The sequence below is a fragment of the Pontibacter litorisediminis genome (assembly GCF_029360645.1).
Taxonomy (GTDB): Bacteria; Bacteroidota; Bacteroidia; order Cytophagales; family Hymenobacteraceae; genus Pontibacter; species Pontibacter litorisediminis.
Window position 1 is genome coordinate 117,083 of sequence record NZ_JARDUA010000002.1, and the last position, 16,042, is coordinate 133,124.

Below are 16,042 nucleotides of genomic sequence, written 5' to 3' on the forward strand. Positions count from 1 at the left end.
ACATGAAATACATGCTAAAGTATAGCCCCCTGCTGCTGGTGCTGGCGCTTGCCCTGGGCGGTTGCCGCGAAGAGCCAAACTACAGCGATATACCTGCCATTACGTTTGACAGGGTGGAACAGTATACTTATACCAAGAATCGGGTTGTTTTCGACTCGCTGGTAATTGCGGTGGACTATCAGGACGGCGACGGCGACCTGGGCCTGAGCCGTGGTGAAAACGGTTCGCAGAGCGGACCCGACTTCGAACCGCCCTTTAACTCCGGTTCCCAGTACTATGATAACTTTATCGTGAACATGCAGGTGAAGCGCGGCAACACCTATCAGCCTACCTTTGTAAATTTCAACGGCCGCTTCCCGCGGCTCTCCAGCGATGGCAAAGCAGAAGCCCTGGAGGGCGAAATCCGCTATACCATTACCAGCTTCACCTCCGAAAGCTACCCTACCCGCGACACTGTTCGCTTCGAAGTCTACATCTACGACCGCGCCCTGCACCAAAGCAACGTGGTGTACACAGACGATGTGGTGCTGTTCCAGGGACAGTAAGATCCTTCACGCTTCTTTGCACATAGTGCCAATAACCGTATGCTCACGCTTTCGAGGTAGTTGTGCCTAATTCAACACATAGAAATGAAAAGCTTAATCTTACTATTGCTAATCATACATACTTCTTTTGTATTTGCACAGACAAAGGCAGATACAATTGACGTGGAAAAGAAGTATAGCTATGTTGAAGTGTGGGGGTTAAAGGAACAGTCAAGGAAAAATTTTCTAACAGAGATCACAAGTTACCCAGAGGGCATTTGTCAACAATCCCTTACAAAGATGGGTTATCCAGATGGCAACAAGATACCTCTTAGGGGTAAAGTTTTAATTACCCTCCGCCATAATCCTGATTTTAGGACAACAGCTGTATATAAGGGGTTAGAGAAAAAAAAGGTAACTATAGATAAAAGCAAGTGGAGTACCCTCCTTCTTTCTGACCTAGGGTTTTACGAAAAGCAACAGCTGCCATTCTTCCTTAAAGCATTTGCAGAAAATAACACACCCCAAGTCGACAGTATATTTGATAGTTTAGAGACTGAATTTAAGGACTATGGCATTCAGCTTGATAAGCAAAAAATATTTCAAGCTTACGATGTATATAAGAAAAGTTCAGAGCAATTAACGAAGCAAGATGTGCTCGCTGTACTTTATTTTTCCAATAATGATTCATTAATGCAGGCAGCCAACTTTATTGCCAGCCATTACATCAAAACAAGCAAAGACTTTTTAGATTTCCTGCCCTTGCTGTTAAGGCATGACAGTAATATCCAAATTGCGCTAAACCAGTACTTGAGCAATCCAGATGGAAATGTAAAATGGGAAAAGCAGATGGATTTGCTGCCGAAACTGGTTAACAATCCAAACCCGTTCAAAGCTGTTCTGACTCTGAAAATTCTTGATAAAACAGGTTTCAACAAATCGGTCATGAAAAGATTGCGCGGTAATGACTTACTTACTCTTAAAGAAATTCTAAGCTCTGGCGCACTTCCTAACGAAAAAGACTTTGTAGTAAATTTCCTAAATAAATACTCTACCGAGCCTATTGAAAATAATGCAGCGGCTTGGGTGCAGAAACTATAAGAAGAACAAGGTATAACAAGACCTAAAAATTATAGCTGCCTGAAGGACAGCTACACTTTTTAGCAGAACCGTAAGGATGCAATACTTCCATATGAGACTTCAAAGGAGAATGTGCTCTACTAAAAATATGAAGCACTTATTTGTACTTTTAGTTGTCTCTTTTGCAGCTATCTCCTGTAAATCGACGAAGAACCAACACTCAAAGGAGTTTGTGCGAGCTCAACAAGAGTTGACAGAGAAACTGACCCAAATAAGTAAAACAGCAACTTTCAATGGCTTTGGGGTAGCTTTAGTCAACGACAAAGAGGTATTGTACCAAAACGGATTTGGGGTCTCTAACATTAAGACAAGCGCCCGGTATACGGAAAACACGGTTCAGAACATTGCCTCAGTCTCTAAGACAATCATTGGTCTTGCCATTCTTAAAGCACAGGAATTAGGCAAACTAAACTTAGATGATCCGGTCACTAAATATTTACCCTTCCACGTGTTCAACCCAGAGTTCCCCGAGGTTCCCATTACTATCCGGCATCTGGTAACGCACACGTCTTCTATAGTAGACACAGAAGCGTACCTTACCAGAAATGTGATTCTAAGAGACACAAACAATCTGGTTCATAATCTTCACATAGACATTTCACCAACTAGGTTTAACCCTCCATCAACTAAAATAACCTTAGAAGAATTTTTAAAGAACCTGCTTGATACCGGTGGAGAATGGTATTCGGAAGAGGCGTTTTCGAAAACGAAGCCAGGTAGTATCTATGAGTATTCTAATGTTGGGACATCTCTTGCCGCATTGGTGTTAGAGAAAGCAGTAGGCACTACTTATGAGGAGTTTACTACACAGTATATTTTGCGCCCTTTGAAGATGAATTCGTCAGGTTGGAGTTTTGATGCGATTGATTTCTCAAACTATTCCCCCACGTATCAGGATAAACAAACTCCTTATCCCTACTATTCACTTATGGGGTATCCGGACGGAGGATTGCTGGCCACAAGCTCAGACATGGGTAAGTATATTATGGAACTCATGAAAGGGTACTATGGTAATGGAACCCTGCTTTCTGAGCAGAGTTACAAAGAGTACTTCACACCACAGCTTACGGCAGAAAACTTCATTAACCGGAGCGCCAGTGAATACAGTGACGAGTATAACAAGGGAATCACCATGGGGTTTGGTTCTACAGGGAATTTCGGGCATACCGGTGGCGACCCAGGAATGTTTTCAGTGATCTGGTTTTACAAAGACAAAAAGATGGGCAGGTACTTTATAGTTAATACAGACTGGGATTCTAGTTTATCAGGCAAAGACCAGAAAGCCGTTTATGATTTACTAGATGAATATTATCTAAAACTAGACCGCTTGAGCAAAGCCACGGAGTAATACCGCACCCAACAACAGTTAAAAAGCATCAAAAGGCTTCATAGCCCAGATGTTACCTTGCTATACAAGTATAAAAAAGTCCCCGGCAGCCGCAGCTACCGGGGACTTTCAATTTTTAGCTATACTTTATACTTGACACTTAGTAGATCGCAGGGAAAGCTTTGGGGTCAGCCTCACGCAACATCTCATAAACCGTTTCGAACACATCTTCCGGGTTTGGCTTTGAGAAATAGTCGCCATCCGAGCCATAAGGTGGGCGGTGGGCCTGCGCTGACAGGCATTGTGGCTTAGAATCCAGCCATCTCCAGGCGCCCTGCTCATCCACCACCTGTTGCATCATATAGGCGGATGCCCCACCCGGCACGTCCTCATCAGTAAACAGCACGCGGTTGGTCTTGCGGATGGAGTCCGTGATCATATGCTCCACGTCGAACGGCAGCAGTGTCTGCACGTCGATCACCTCAGCCGAGATACCAAACTCCTCCAACTGGCGGGCAGCATCCATTACGATGCGGCACATAGAGCCATACGTCACTATGGTGATGTCTGTGCCCTCTCTTAGAATCTCCGGCTTGCCAAGCGGCACGGTAAACTCCCCGATGTTGTTCGGGATGCGCTCTTTCAGGCGGTAGCCGTTGAGGCACTCGATCACCAGCGCCGGCTCGTCGGATTTGAGCAAGGTGTTGTAGAAGCCTGCTGCCTGCGTCATGTTGCGCGGCACCAGCACGTGCATGCCCCGGATGCTGTGCAGGATCATCCCAATAGGAGAACCTGAGTGCCAGATACCTTCCAGACGATGGCCACGCGTGCGCACGATCAGCGGCGCCTTCTGCCCGCCTTTGGTGCGGTACTGCAGCGAAGCCACGTCGTCAGACAGGATCTGAATAGCATAGAGCAGGTAATCCAGGTACTGAATCTCGGTGATGGGGCGCAGGCCGCGCAGTGCGGCACCTATCCCCTGCCCGATGATGGTACACTCCCTGATACCCGTGTCCGTTACGCGCAACTCTCCGTATTTCTCCTGCAGGCCGGCAAAGGCCTGGTTCACATCGCCGATAAAGCCCACGTCCTCGCCAATAGCGAAAACGCGCGGGTCGCGCGAAAGGATGGCGTCGAAGCATGCCTGCAGCACCTCGCGGCCGTCTACGACCGGCGAGTTCTCGTCGAACTCAGGTTTTACCTCCTCTACCAGCAGCGCCGCCTCTTCAGACTGACTATACAGGTAAGAATTGTAGCGGTCAGCGTTTTCGCCCAATATCTGCTCCAGCCACTCGATCAGCTCTCGCTTGGCCAGGCTTCTCTCGTCGCGCACATAACGCAAAGCCTTGCGCACGGCTCTAACTGCGTCACTGCGGATCGGGTTCAGCGTCTTGCGAAGCTCCTCCGTGATAGTGGCTAGCTCTGTAATGTGCTCACTTTCCTTCGCCAGCCCGTCTAGTAGGCGCAGCGCCTCGTCGTGGTCTTTCTTGATATCGGTGGCAAACTCGTTCCAGGCATTGCCACGGGCCACTTTCACAGCTTCTTTGGCCTCTGCCTCAATCTGGTCCAGTTGCTCGGCCGTGGCAATCTCGTTGCTCAGGATCCACTCGCGCATCTTCTTTAGGCAGTCGTACTCAGCCTCCCAGTCCAGGCGCTCCTTAGACTTGTAGCGCTCGTGCGAGCCGGAGGTAGAGTGCCCCTGCGGCTGCGTCACCTCCTCTACATGCACCAGCACCGGCACGTGCTGCTCGCGGCACACGCGCACGGCGGCCTCGTAAGCCTCGCAAAGGGCGGCGTAGTCCCAGCCTTTCACTTTAAATATCTCGTAGCCCTGCTCCCCTTCTGCGTTGCGCTGGAAACCGGCCAATATCTCTGAAATGCTGCCCTTGGTGGTCTGGTACTCCGCTGGCACCGAAATGCCATAGGCATCATCCCAAACCGACACCAGCATCGGCACCTGCAGCACCCCCGCCGCGTTGATGGCCTCAAAGAACATACCCTCAGAGGTGGAGGCATTACCGATGGTGCCAAAGGCCACCTCATTCCCGTTTACGGAGAAGTTGTTCATGCCCTGCAAGGCGGGGTTCTGGCGGTACAGTTTGGAGGCATAGGCCAGGCCTACCAGGCGCGGCATCTGAGCTGCTGTTGGGGATATATCAGAGCTGGAGTTCTTCTGCTCCATCAGGTTCTTCCAATGCCCCTCATCGTCCAGAGAGCGGGTGCCGAAGTGTCCGTTCATGGCGCGGCCGGCCGTAGAGGGCTCTGCCTCCACATCGGTGTGGGCGTACAACTGGGCAAAGTACTGCTGCAGCGTCAGCTCCCCAATGGCAAACATAAAGGTCTGGTCGCGGTAGTAGCCGGAGCGGAAATCGCCGTTCCGAAAGAACTTAGCCATGGCCAGCTGCGCCACTTCCTTGCCATCCCCGAAGATTCCGAACTTGGCCTTGCCCATGAACACTTCCTTGCGGCCGGTGAGGCTGGCCTGGCGGCTCTCCCAGGCAATTCGGTAATCATTTAATATTTCTTCGGAGGTTATTCTTTGAGTTATAGATGCTTCAGCGGTTTGCATGTCGTCTCGATTAAACCAATAGTGTTTTTTCCAATCAAAAGTACATAAGATTCCCCTAAATTCAAATTTGCAGGCCCCTGGGGGCGGCTAGCAAAAAGGGGAAACGCTATGTTTGAAAAAAGATAGTTGTATATTTGTTTTGCACCGGAATCAACTGAATTTTGGTGCAAATTGCTTCTTCCCTTATTTTATGAAAAGAAAGCTATTTCTATTAACGTTGCTGTGTTTTATATTTGTGTGCAACACGGCTAAGGCACAAGGGAAACTGACCTTTGAAAAGGAAACCCATGACTTTGGCACCATAGCAGAAGGCACGCAGGCCACCTATGTTTTTAAGGTGAGAAACGAGGGAAACGAGCCGGTGGTTATACCCGGTGTGCAGGCTTCCTGCGGCTGCACCACCCCCTCCTGGACAAAAGAGCCGATCTTGCCGGGCAAAACTGGCACGATTACAGCTGTGTATAATTCATCGGGCCGGCCGGGCCCGTTCCATAAAAGTATCACGGTTTTATCGAACAACTCTGAGAAACCGCAGCATGTTTTGTACATTAAAGGCGAGGTCGGACCGAAAGATTTGAATTCAGCGCCTAATGAGGAACAAAAGGCACTCTCGCCGCGTTTGGCAGTCGGAAGCACGAACTACAGCTTTGGAAAACTTGAAAAAGGACAAAAAGTTGTAGCCAGATTCCTGATCCGGAACACCGGTCGCAAACCCTTGGTGATACAAGGCGTGAAGAGTGCCTGCAATTGTGTAGTGCACCGGGTCTCCAAGGCAGAAATAAAGGCCGGCGAGGTAGCCACTTTGGAACTAAGGTACGCACCGGCAATGTTAGGTGAGCAAAACGAGGTAGTAACCGTTCTTTCAAATGATTTAATCATGCCAAACCTAAAGCTTACCCTGAAGGCAACTGTAGTGGAAGCGAAAGAGGCAAAGGCATCTAAAGATATGTTAAGGGAAGGCGCACAGCCGACACCTTTCAGATAGTTTTTTTCATAGTTTTATTTTGTACTAATGGCAGTGATTTTATCGCTGCCTTTTTTCATTTTACCCCCTCCCCAAACACCCGCAGCCGTTGCACCGTTCTGCTACATTTAAACCCTCTTTATCAACCCTTTACCCGGCATTGGGGCAGAAGTATTTTATTTCTGTAAACTAATGGTATCTTTGCGCAGCTAAACTTAAAACTTGTTACTTTTTAAACTAATCGCGACATGATAATTGGTGTTCCGAAGGAGATCAAGAATAATGAAAACCGTGTGGGTGTAACACCTGCCGGTGTGATTGAATTGGTGCGCAATGGCCACACCGTCTACGTACAGTCTACTGCCGGTGAGGGCAGCGGCTTTATGGACGATGATTACACGTCTGCCGGCGCCACTATCCTGCCAAGCATCGAGGAGGTATACGGCATCGCTGAGATGATCATCAAAGTGAAAGAGCCGATCGAGTCTGAGTACAGCCTGATCAAGGAAGACCAGTTGCTGTTCACATACTTCCACTTTGCCTCGCACGAGCCGCTGACAAGAGCCATGATCGACCGTAAGGCTGTTTGCCTTGCTTACGAGACAGTGGAGAAGGCAGACAGAAGCCTGCCGTTGCTGGTGCCGATGTCTGAGGTGGCCGGCCGTATGTCGGTGCAGGAAGGTGCCAAGTACCTGGAGAAACCAATGGGCGGCCGTGGCATCCTGCTGGGTGGCGTACCGGGTGTGCGTCCTGCCAAGGTTATGATCTTGGGTGGCGGTGTGGTAGGTACCAACGCAGCGAAAATGGCTGCCGGCATGGGTGCTGATGTGACCATCCTGGACAACAACCTGCAGCGCCTGCGTTACCTGGACGATATCATGCCAGCCAACGTGAACACCTTCATGTCGAATGAGTATAATATCCGCGAGCTGCTGCCAACGCACGACCTGATCATCGGTGCTGTGCTTATCCCGGGTGCCAAGGCTCCGCACCTGATCACCAGAGACATGCTGAAGGAGATGCGCCCAGGCACCGTGGTGGTTGACGTAGCTGTAGACCAAGGTGGCTGTATCGAAACATGCAAGCCGACAACGCACCAGGACCCTACCTATATCATAGATGATGTGGTGCACTACTGCGTGGCGAACATGCCGGGTGCCGTGCCTTATACTTCTACGCTGGCCCTTACCAACGCTACGCTGCCTTACGCGATCCAGATCGCGAACAAAGGGTGGCAAAAAGCCTGCTCCGACAACGCGGAACTGCTGAAAGGCCTGAACGTAGTGCAGGGCAAGGTGGTTTACCAAGGCGTGGCAGAGGCGTTTGGCCTGGAGTTTGTTCCTGCCGAGAACGTGCTGTAACAACCAAATTACGATAAAACGGGGCGCCTTTTTGACATTGTCAGAAAGGCGCTCTTATTTTTGCCCGATCGCTGCCCCGGATAAGTATAAACCTGCGGCAGCCATATACTTTCTTCTGAAAAAGAACAAAGATGTTCGATACGGCTTTTAAACTGATGCTGCGCCGCCTGGGCCTGTTGCTGGTGCTCTACACGCTGCTGCGTCTGCTTTTTTATGTATTTAATTACGCTGCTTTTGCCGAGGCAGGCGCAGGCGAGTTGCTTTTTGCCTTCGTTCACGGCTTGCGTTTTGACTTGGCGGCCTTGCTTATCGTCAACGGGCTGTTCATTCTGCTCTCGCTGCTGCCGGTAGGCAACACGTTGCACCCGGCTTACCAGCGCGTGCTGAAGTGGGTGTTTATCCTTTGCAACGCTCCCTTCATTGCCCTGGCGGTGGTGGATGTGGAGTTCTTCAAGTTTATCGGCCGCCGCACCAGCAACGAGCTGCTCTCTATTACGGACGACATTGCCACCCAGCTCGTGCAGCTGCTGGGCTATTACTGGTACCTGGCGCTGGGCATTGTGCTGTTGGTGATTGGCTTGGCAAAAGCTTTTCCTAAGGCCCCTGCCCTGCCGGCACCTACACCAAAGGTATGGCTGCGCACGTTGCGCCTGCTGCTGGTTATCGGTTTTGCGGTGCTGGGCATCCGCGGCGGACTGCAGCTGAAGCCGTTGCGCCCGAGCCATGCCTTTATACAGGAACCCGCCGCCCTGGGCCATCTTACCCTCAACAGCCCTTTTACTTTCATCAAGGGCATCGGCAAAACTACCCTGGAGGAGAAGCGTTATTTCAGCTCCGACGAAGAGCTGCTGGCCGCGCTGCAATTTAACCCGCAGCAGTACAGCCAGCCTGTTGAAGCGCCGAGGAAGGAAAATGTGGTAATCATTATCCTGGAGAGCTTTGCGGCAGAGTATGTGGGGGCACTGAACAACGGCCAGGGCTATACGCCTTTCCTCGACTCGCTGGCCCAGGAAGGCCTGCTGTTCCGGCACGCCTTTGCCAACGGCAGAAAGTCTATCGAGTCCTTGCCTTCCATACTGGCAGGGGTGCCGTCGCTGATGCCGGAGCCGTTCATTACCTCCCCTTACCAAGCCAACAAATTTTATGGGCTGGGCCTGCTGCTGCAAGAGGCCGGGTATCGCACGGCCATGTTCCATGGCGCAGCCAACGGCTCCATGGGATTCAACAATTTTGCTGCCCGCGCCGGTGTGCAGGAATACTATGGGCTGGACGAGTATCCTAACGAGTTGCGCAAGCAGGACTTTGACGGGCAGTGGGGTATATTTGATGAGCCCTACCTGCAGTACGTCTCTAAAGAGCTCACGACGTTCCCGCAGCCGTTCATGGCTACACTATTTACCCTCAGCTCACATCAACCTTATACGATACCCGACAAGTATAAAGGCCGCTTCCCAAAGGGGGAGTTGGAGATCCACGAGTCGATCGGGTATGCGGACCATGCCCTGCGGCAGTTTTTTAAGACAGCTTCGCGGCAGCCCTGGTATGAAAACACACTGTTTATACTAACCGCCGACCACACACAGAAAAGCACAGACACGGCCTACCAGAATGAGCTGGGCCACTTCCGGGTGCCGCTGCTGCTGTTTCATCCAAACAAGGATTTACAAAGTACAAACGCCGCCAAAGTAGCCCAGCATGCCGATATCCCGGCCACGGTGGTGGATTACCTGAACATCCCGACAAACAAGCTGCTGCCCTTCGGGCACTCGCTGCTGGACACAGCCAACACAGGCCAGGCGATACTTTACAACGGCACCTCTTACCTGCTGGTGCAGCCGGAGGAGGTAACAGAGCTAAAGCAGGACGATGCGCTGCAGTTTTATACTTTCCCCGACCTCTCTCCTGCTGCCTCCCCTGCCCCGCAGTCCGGCGAGTTGCTGAAGGCGCAGGTGCAGTACTTCCGCAACGGCATGGTGGGCAACAAGCTATACTTTTGGAAGGAGTGATTGAGTGAGTTCTGAAGGAGTGAATGAATTCGCGCTTCGGCTCGTATCCCGCAGGTGTAAAATAAAGGCTGGCCTCTGGCCGGGTTATACTTCAGTAAAGTATAAATTTCTTATTACCCTGGCGTGACGGAACTCGAGCGAGGAAATATGGATCTGTTTATACATTCACTCATCCACTCAATCACTCATTCAAAACTAAACCCCGGCACCTCCGGCAGCGGTTCATACTGCCGGCTTTCGAAATCTACCTGCCAGCAGTAGTGCTGCAGCCCGTTGGAGATAACCACATACTTTGCCCGGAGCGTTTGGTTGTAAGTAGACACCTGCTTTATAACTTCCTGCGTAATGGGTATATGGGCGGCTTTGCACTCTAGCAGCAGGTGCGGTTTGCCTTCCTGGTTATAGATGCACAGGTCGGTGCGCTTCTGCAGTTTGTTATAGCTGGTGCCGCGCTCTATGCTGATGAGGCTTTTGGGGTAACCCAGCGTGTTGATGAGGTAATGCACAAAATGCTGGCGCACCCACTCCTCCGGCGTCAGCACTACGTTTTTGCGCCGAAGTATGTCAAAAATCAGATAATTAGCGCCTGATTTCGTAACTTTGTAATCAAAAGGAGGTAAATTGAGTGCATCCATGCTGCAATTTAGCCATTTTTCCTGCGCCATCCGCCCCAGTAGCCCCTGCTGCCAAGGCGGTTTTTTTATACCTAACTAATCAATAAACTCATGAAAACCAAAGAGGAAATAGTAAACGACTGGCTCCCGCGCTACACGGGTGTGCCACTCGACGAGTTTGGCGAGTACATCCTGCTCACCAACTTTATCAACTACGTACGTATGTTTGCCGACCGCTTCGGAGTGGAGATAAACGGACTGGACAAGCCGATGCAAACTGCCACAGCCAACAACATCACCATCATCAACTTTGGCATGGGCAGCGCCATGGCTGCCACGGTAATGGACTTGCTCTCCGCCATCAAGCCGAAAGCTGCCCTGTTCCTGGGCAAGTGCGGCGGCCTGAAGCGCAAGACACAGATCGGTGACCTGATCCTTCCGATCGCGGCCATCCGCGGGGAAGGCACCTCTGACGATTACTTGCCACCGGAAATCCCTGCCCTGCCATCGTTCCGCCTGCAGCGCGCCGTTTCGTCCATGATCAAGAAGCATGAAATGGACTACTGGACTGGCACCGTCTATACCACCAACCGCCGCGTGTGGGAGCACGATGAGGACTTTAAGGATTACCTGCGCCAGATCCGTGCCATGGGCATCGATATGGAAACGGCAACGATCTTTACGGTGGGCTTCATCAACGAGATTCCGCACGGTGCCCTGCTGCTGGTGTCGGACAACCCGATGATCCCGGAAGGTGTGAAAACATCTGAAAGTGATAAGCTGGTAACCACCAACTACGTGGATAAGCACCTGAGCATCGGTATCGACTCACTGCTGGAACTTATCAACTCAGGAGAATCTGTAAAGCACATGCGCTTCGAATAAAACCATACCATGACCAGAAACCTACGCACCCTTGCCGCCGCCCTGCTGTTGGGCGGCACCCTGCTCGGCAGCTGCACCAGCACCCAAACAGGCTCCGAGGCAGCTGACCTGATCGTGTACAACGGCAACGTGTACACCGTAAACGATAACTTCGACAAAGCCGAGGCCTTTGCTGTGAAAGACGGTAAGGTTGTGGCGGTTGGCACATCGGAGGAGATCCGGGGAAAGTATAAAGCCACAGAAGAGCTCGATGCCGAGGGCAAGACCATTTACCCGGGCATTATCGATGCGCATGCACACTTCTACCGCTACGGCCTGTCGCTGCAGTCGGCAGACCTGGTGGACACGGAGTCGTTTAAGGAGGTGGTGCAGAAGGTGACGGAGCAGCGCGCGAAATTCCCGAACACCGAGTGGATTACGGGCCGCGGCTGGGACCAGAACGACTGGCCGGTGAAGGAGTTCCCAACAAAGGATACGCTGGACCTGCTCTTCCCCGACACGCCTGTTATCCTCACCCGCATCGACGGGCATGCTGCCCTGGCTAACCAGAAAGCGCTGGATTTGGCAGGTATCACCCCGCAAACCAAAATGGTGGGCGGCTTGGTTGAGGTAGAGAATGGAAAAATGACCGGTATCCTGGTGGACAACGCTATTGAGCTGGTATCGGCCAAAATACCTGCCCCTACGGAGGAGGAAAGCCGCCAGGCCCTGAAAAGCGCCGAGGCCAACACCTTTGCCGTGGGCCTGACTACCGTGGATGACGCTGGCCTGGACAAAGCCACGGTGGACCTGATCGACGACATGCACCAGAAGGGGGAGCTGCAGATGCGCGTGTACGCCATGCTGAACCCGACGCAGGAGAACCAGGACCATTACTTCAAGAATGGCCCATACAAAACCGACAGGCTGAACGTGCGCTCCTTCAAGATCTACTCCGACGGCGCGCTTGGCTCAAGGGGCGCCAGCCTGCTGAAGCCTTACTCGGACAAGCACAACCACTATGGCTTCCTGCTGGCCTCGGAGCAGGAGTTCCGCGACATTGCCGCGAAGTTGCACCAGTATAACTTCCAGATGAACACGCATGCTATCGGGGATTCGGCCAACCGCCTGCTGCTCGATATCTATGGCGAGGTGCTGGGCGGTGAAAACGACAGGCGCTGGCGCATTGAGCACTCGCAGATCATCAACCCTGCCGACATGGAGAAGTTTGGCAAGTATGACATCGTGCCATCGGTGCAGCCAACCCATGCCACCTCAGACATGTACTGGGCCGGCGACAGGTTGGGCAAGGAGCGCGTGAAGCATGCCTACCCGTTCAAGGAGCTGCTGGACCAGAACGGTTACCTGGCCTTGGGTACCGACTTCCCTGTGGAAAGTATAAACCCTTTCTACACCTTCCACTCGGCAGTGGCACGCCAGGATGCGAAAAACTGGCCGGAAGGCGGCTTTCAGGCGGAGAACGCCCTGAGCCGTGAGGAGGCGCTGCGCGGCATGACAATCTGGGCGGCCAAGTCAAATTTTGAGGAGAAGGAGAAAGGAAGTATAGAGCCCGGTAAGTTTGCCGATTTTATACTTGTAGACCGCGACCTGATGACGGTAGCACCGGAGCAAATGCGCGAGACACAGGTGCTGCGCACTTACCTGAACGGGAAACTGGTTTACAAGAAGTAACTTTATACTTAAGCCCCTCAGTAAGGGTGCTTATACTTCATTATACAGAAAGTCCGCTGGAGTTCATACTTCAGCGGACTTTCTGTTTATAGAGCCAGGCACAAGTAAAACGTTTACTGATTGCCGCTAAGGGCATGCGCACTCTCCGGCTGCGCGTCGAGTAAACGCTTGCTTCGCATCAGGAACAGGAAGATCAGCCCCAGTATAAAGAAGGTAATGAGCGCCATTATACTGTTGCGCATAGAGCCGGTGAGCTGGGCGATCATACCATAGGCGAAGGTACCCAGTACTATCGAAACCTTCTCCGTAACGTCGTAAAAGCTAAAATAGGAGGCGTGGTCTTTGGTAGTGGCCGGAATCAGCTTGGAGTAGGTAGAGCGCGACAAAGACTGGATACCGCCCATAACCGAGCCCACCACGGCTGCCAGCGCATAAAACTGCAGCTCCCCATGCGTAAAGTATGCCCCAATACAAATGCCCACCCAAATCAGCACCGCCACGATCAGCGCCCGCACGTTGCCATACTTCTCCGACAACCTGGCAAAAGCATAGGCACCGGCAATAGCCACGAGTTGGATAATGAGGATCGTAACAATCAATACGTCGCTTGGCAGGCGCAGCTCCACCTCTCCAAAGATCGCCGCCAGGTACATCACCGTCTGCACGCCCATATTGTAGAAGAAGTAGGCCAGCAGGAAGCGCTTGAGCAGCGGCAGCCCTTTTACCTGGTCCAGCACCTTTTTCAGTTCCTTAAAGCCGTTCAGGATCCAGCTGCCCTGTGGCTTGCGCTGGTACACGTTGCCCGGCAGGTGGTAAAAAGTATACTGCGCAAAGCCCAGCCACCAGATGCCTGTGCTCAGAAAAGCGATGCGCGGGGGAAGAGAGGTATTATCAGCGGCAATGCCAAACCAGGCCGGCTGCATGATCATGGCCAGGTTAAAGATTAGCAGGATTACGCTGCCCACATACCCCATGGAGAAACCACGCGCGCTTAAGCGGTCGTACTGGTCTTCGGTAGCGATCTCGGGCAGGTAAGCATTGTAGAATACGATACTGCCGCTAAAGCCAACCGTAGCCAGCACAAAAAGCACGACTGAGATATTGAAAGTCTCTGCTGTAAAGAAGTACAAGCCTGCGCAGGAAAGCGAACCCAGGTAACAGAACAGCTGCAGGAAAAGCTTCTTTCGCCCGCTGTAGTCAGCTATGGCCGTTAGGAAAGGGCTTAGAAAAGCAATAATTAGAAAAGCCGCCGAAATAGCATAGGTGAACAGAACGGAGCTGTCAAGGGTAAAACCTAAGAATTCAACCACAGAGGTTCCGTCCGGCTTCCTGGCTACTGCGCTAAAGTATATTGGGAATATAGTTGACGTGATAACAAGTGAGTAAACAGAATTGGCCCAGTCGTAGAAGCACCAGGCCCGGGTAACAGTGGGGTTGTTCTTTTGCATCCTGAAATGTAGTAAAAAATCAGCACAGCCAGCACAACTACTGCATTTGCTGCCGCTGCTCCAGCACTTTTAGCACCAGTTCCCACAAGTGCTCGTACGGTACAATCTCGACCTCGGCGAAGGCATCTCCCGGCAGGGGTGTACCCTTCAGCCTCTCCAGCAGCTTCTGCCCCTGCTCTCTTACCAGGGCCGCGCCTTGCTTCGTCAGCGCCAGCAGGAGCAGGCGCAGGAACAGGCGTGGGCGCTCGGCCTTCTCCCCCTTCAGGTACTTCTGGGTGTACTTGCGCACCCGCTCGGCCTGCGGCTCCAGGTCGTCCAGCTCCCCGCAGGAGAGCTTCTCCAGCACGTCCAGCACCAGCAGCGCCAGGTTAAAGCCGGATTTGTCTTTGGGGAGAAGCTTGAACTCCTGTACAATTGGTTTTAAAAGCTCCGGCTGTTCCGCTCTGTTCGGAGCCGCTACCAACGCATGGAACCTCCTTAATAGTTCGTATCGCTCCTGGCTCTCCAGCAGAATTTTCCGGAAGTGGTGATTCCGAAACGCTTCAGCGAGTAAGTCTGCAACTAACGCATACTTTTTGCTGTGCAGGGCGAGCAATATGTAGTTTTCTCTGAAGGCAAACCAATTATGAGACTCCCTTGCAATTCCTTCCTCCTTCTCCTTTGCCAGCCTTAGGCCTTCCTCGTACTGGCGACACTGCAGCAAGGCGTAAACCAAAACAAAACCATAGTACTTGGTTCTGTACCAGTGCCTGTTGATTTTCCCTTCTGAAAGCAGAAGATCAGCCTCTTGTACTGCACTTGCTATCTTGTCATACTGGCCCAGCTGTTCAAAATAGAATATCTGCAGCTTGTGTAGAAGACTGAATATAGAGGAGGACGCACTTTCTTGCCACAGTCCCTCGAGTTGCTGCAAAACACTTAAAGATGTCTGCAGGTGCTTGCTCCTCTGAGCGGTATTCTTTTTGAAAAGAAACATTACTTTGTTGAACAGCAGCTGCGCTTTTCGCTCCTGCTCTTGCTTGCGGTATGCTTGCTCCAGTAAATGCAAGTATTGGTTATACTCTGCCTCTTCATTTAAGTCTGCATACAAGGCCGTTATGTTTTCAAGCACCAGGACTTCCTGGGTCGTCAGTTCATATTCGATAGTGATAACATGCACCTGTTCAAGAAGCTTCAGGGCTGCTTTGAAGTCAGAAAACATTATCAATGCCTTGACCTCTGCAAATTGGGTGGCACAGGCATAAACGGCATTGGAGATCGTATGGTATTGAGCCTCCGGTACTTTTAGGAAGTGTAGGTGATTATACAACTTCTTCTTAAACCGGGACTTTAGCATCCGAAAGCTACTACTAGCAGACTTATCATCCTTGTAAATCTGCCTGGCTACCTCTTCGTCTGATAAGACCGCTTCCTCCTTCAGTAGGTTAAATAGCTTTGTCTCCAGAATACTCTCATCCTGCAGGTTCAGCAAGGGGGTTGCAGTGGGGCTGTAAGCATCTATTATCTTGACCAGCCTTTGCAGATCCTTCATTC

Annotated in this window: 12 protein-coding genes; 8 read left to right on the plus strand and 4 right to left on the minus strand. The window is 51.6% G+C overall.

The window, feature by feature from the left end:
• Nucleotides 1-2 precede the first annotated feature (2 nt).
• From PXG97_RS06775 to PXG97_RS06785, 3 genes are all read left to right on the plus strand, one after another.
• The gene (locus tag PXG97_RS06775; protein WP_276496991.1) at nt 3-545 is read left to right on the plus strand and encodes a hypothetical protein; all 543 of its coding nucleotides are present in this window, start codon (nt 3-5) and stop codon (nt 543-545) included.
• An 84-nt stretch (nt 546-629) separates the two neighbouring features.
• Complete coding sequence (locus PXG97_RS06780; RefSeq protein ID WP_276496992.1) at nt 630-1,625, plus strand: hypothetical protein; 996 nt, start codon at nt 630-632, stop codon at nt 1,623-1,625.
• A gap of 127 nt (nt 1,626-1,752) precedes the next feature.
• Nucleotides 1,753-3,012 (plus strand): serine hydrolase domain-containing protein, encoded by a 1,260-nt coding sequence (locus PXG97_RS06785; protein WP_276496993.1) that lies wholly within the window; start codon nt 1,753-1,755, stop codon nt 3,010-3,012.
• Nucleotides 3,013-3,151: 139 nt separating this feature from the next.
• Here the strand turns inward: PXG97_RS06785 and PXG97_RS06790 are convergent, their stop codons facing one another.
• Nucleotides 3,152-5,560, minus strand: coding sequence for an alpha-ketoacid dehydrogenase subunit alpha/beta (locus tag PXG97_RS06790; protein WP_276496994.1), 2,409 nt, complete (start codon nt 5,558-5,560; stop codon nt 3,152-3,154).
• A 112-nt stretch (nt 5,561-5,672) separates the two neighbouring features.
• Between PXG97_RS06790 and PXG97_RS06795 the strand changes: the two genes are divergently transcribed.
• The 3 genes from PXG97_RS06795 (at nt 5,673) to PXG97_RS06805 (ending at nt 9,891) form a co-directional block, all read left to right on the plus strand.
• Nucleotides 5,673-6,545 (plus strand): DUF1573 domain-containing protein, encoded by an 873-nt coding sequence (locus PXG97_RS06795; RefSeq protein ID WP_276496995.1) that lies wholly within the window; start codon nt 5,673-5,675, stop codon nt 6,543-6,545.
• 227 nt (nt 6,546-6,772) lie between these two features.
• On the plus strand, nt 6,773-7,885 hold the full coding sequence (gene ald / locus PXG97_RS06800; RefSeq protein WP_276496996.1) for an alanine dehydrogenase: 1,113 nt from the start codon (nt 6,773-6,775) through the stop codon (nt 7,883-7,885).
• A gap of 131 nt (nt 7,886-8,016) precedes the next feature.
• Complete coding sequence (locus PXG97_RS06805; protein WP_276496997.1) at nt 8,017-9,891, plus strand: LTA synthase family protein; 1,875 nt, start codon at nt 8,017-8,019, stop codon at nt 9,889-9,891.
• Between the two features lie 185 nt (nt 9,892-10,076).
• Here the strand turns inward: PXG97_RS06805 and PXG97_RS06810 are convergent, their stop codons facing one another.
• On the minus strand, nt 10,077-10,526 hold the full coding sequence (locus PXG97_RS06810; RefSeq protein WP_276496998.1) for a type I restriction enzyme HsdR N-terminal domain-containing protein: 450 nt from the start codon (nt 10,524-10,526) through the stop codon (nt 10,077-10,079).
• 90 nt (nt 10,527-10,616) lie between these two features.
• Between PXG97_RS06810 and PXG97_RS06815 the strand changes: the two genes are divergently transcribed.
• Together PXG97_RS06815 and PXG97_RS06820 are read left to right on the plus strand one after the other, a co-directional pair.
• Nucleotides 10,617-11,390: an AMP nucleosidase gene (locus PXG97_RS06815; RefSeq protein WP_276496999.1), complete on the plus strand. Its 774-nt coding sequence runs from the start codon at nt 10,617-10,619 to the stop codon at nt 11,388-11,390.
• A 9-nt stretch (nt 11,391-11,399) separates the two neighbouring features.
• Nucleotides 11,400-13,061 (plus strand): amidohydrolase, encoded by a 1,662-nt coding sequence (locus tag PXG97_RS06820; protein ID WP_276497000.1) that lies wholly within the window; start codon nt 11,400-11,402, stop codon nt 13,059-13,061.
• A 113-nt stretch (nt 13,062-13,174) separates the two neighbouring features.
• On the opposite strand, the gene PXG97_RS06825 is transcribed toward PXG97_RS06820, so the two are convergent.
• On the minus strand, nt 13,175-14,509 hold the full coding sequence (locus PXG97_RS06825) for an MFS transporter (protein WP_276497001.1): 1,335 nt from the start codon (nt 14,507-14,509) through the stop codon (nt 13,175-13,177).
• 37 nt (nt 14,510-14,546) lie between these two features.
• Nucleotides 14,547-16,040: a hypothetical protein gene (locus PXG97_RS06830; RefSeq protein WP_276497002.1), complete on the minus strand. Its 1,494-nt coding sequence runs from the start codon at nt 16,038-16,040 to the stop codon at nt 14,547-14,549.
• Between the last annotated feature and the right edge of the window lie 2 nt (nt 16,041-16,042).

Excerpts from the sequence above, each read along its gene's own strand:
- PXG97_RS06775 (WP_276496991.1), top strand. The coding sequence starts at position 3 with ATGAAATACATGCTAAAGTATAGCCCCCTGCTGCTGGTGCTGGCGCTT.
- PXG97_RS06780 (WP_276496992.1), top strand. The coding sequence starts at position 630 with ATGAAAAGCTTAATCTTACTATTGCTAATCATACATACTTCTTTTGTA.
- PXG97_RS06785 (WP_276496993.1), top strand. The coding sequence starts at position 1,753 with ATGAAGCACTTATTTGTACTTTTAGTTGTCTCTTTTGCAGCTATCTCC.
- PXG97_RS06790 (WP_276496994.1), bottom strand. The coding sequence starts at position 5,560 with ATGCAAACCGCTGAAGCATCTATAACTCAAAGAATAACCTCCGAAGAA.
- ald (WP_276496996.1), top strand. The coding sequence starts at position 6,773 with ATGATAATTGGTGTTCCGAAGGAGATCAAGAATAATGAAAACCGTGTG.
- PXG97_RS06805 (WP_276496997.1), top strand. The coding sequence starts at position 8,017 with ATGTTCGATACGGCTTTTAAACTGATGCTGCGCCGCCTGGGCCTGTTG.
- PXG97_RS06810 (WP_276496998.1), bottom strand. The coding sequence starts at position 10,526 with ATGGATGCACTCAATTTACCTCCTTTTGATTACAAAGTTACGAAATCA.
- PXG97_RS06815 (WP_276496999.1), top strand. The coding sequence starts at position 10,617 with ATGAAAACCAAAGAGGAAATAGTAAACGACTGGCTCCCGCGCTACACG.
- PXG97_RS06820 (WP_276497000.1), top strand. The coding sequence starts at position 11,400 with ATGACCAGAAACCTACGCACCCTTGCCGCCGCCCTGCTGTTGGGCGGC.
- PXG97_RS06825 (WP_276497001.1), bottom strand. The coding sequence starts at position 14,509 with ATGCAAAAGAACAACCCCACTGTTACCCGGGCCTGGTGCTTCTACGAC.
- PXG97_RS06830 (WP_276497002.1), bottom strand. The coding sequence starts at position 16,040 with ATGAAGGATCTGCAAAGGCTGGTCAAGATAATAGATGCTTACAGCCCC.